General features: G+C 65.9%; 1 protein-coding gene and 1 pseudogene. Both read left to right on the top strand.

Going from position 1 to position 697, the window contains the following annotated elements:
• A pseudogene (locus AOK17_RS53470) lies at positions 1–158 on the top strand (alginate lyase family protein); the annotation flags it as partial.
• Between the two features lie 2 nt (positions 159–160).
• On the top strand, positions 161–697 hold a 537-nt coding region (locus AOK17_RS53465; RefSeq protein WP_245697925.1), incomplete at both ends, for an alginate lyase family protein.

Genomic DNA, 697 nt, shown 5'->3' with positions numbered 1-697 from the left:
ACGGCTACCAGTTCGCCAACGCCGCCGAGCTGGTGCGCGACCACGACGGCTTCGACCTGGCCCGCTTCCAGAAGATGATGCTCAAGGTCTTCCACCCCATGAACGAGGACTTCCTCACCCACCACAACGGCGCCGTGATCACCAACTACTGGGCCAACNNATCGGCATCCTCTGCGACGACAGGGCCCTGTTCGACCGTGCGGTGGAGTACTTCAAGAAGGGCGCGGGCAACGGCTCGATCGGGAACGCCGTCCCCTTCGTCCACGAGTCCGGCGACCTCGCCCAGTGGCAGGAGTCCGGCCGCGACCAGGGCCACACCGCGATGGGCGTGGGCCAGATGGGCGCGATCTGCGAGATGGCCTGGAACCAGGGCGTCGACCTCTATGGCTACGACGACAGCCGGTTCATGAAGGGCGCCGAGTACGTCGCCAAGTACAACCTCGGCGGTGACGTGCCCTTCACCAAGTACACCTGGCGCAGCGGCACCGGGAGGGGCAAGTACAACGAGCAGGCTGTGATCTCCGGCATAGCGCGTGGGGAGACTCGTCCCGTTTGGGAGATCCTGCACTACCACTACGCGCGCCGCCGTCGGCTCTCGGTTCCGAACATCACGGCCATGGCTGAGAAGGTGCGAGCGGAAGGCGGAGGCGGTGACTACGGGCCGAACAGCGGCGGTTTCGACCAGCTCGGCTTCGGG

The organism is Streptomyces phaeochromogenes (genome assembly GCF_001418655.1).
GTDB classification, from domain to species: domain Bacteria; phylum Actinomycetota; class Actinomycetes; order Streptomycetales; family Streptomycetaceae; genus Streptomyces; species Streptomyces phaeochromogenes.
This window is presented reverse-complemented; position numbering and strand designations above follow the sequence as displayed.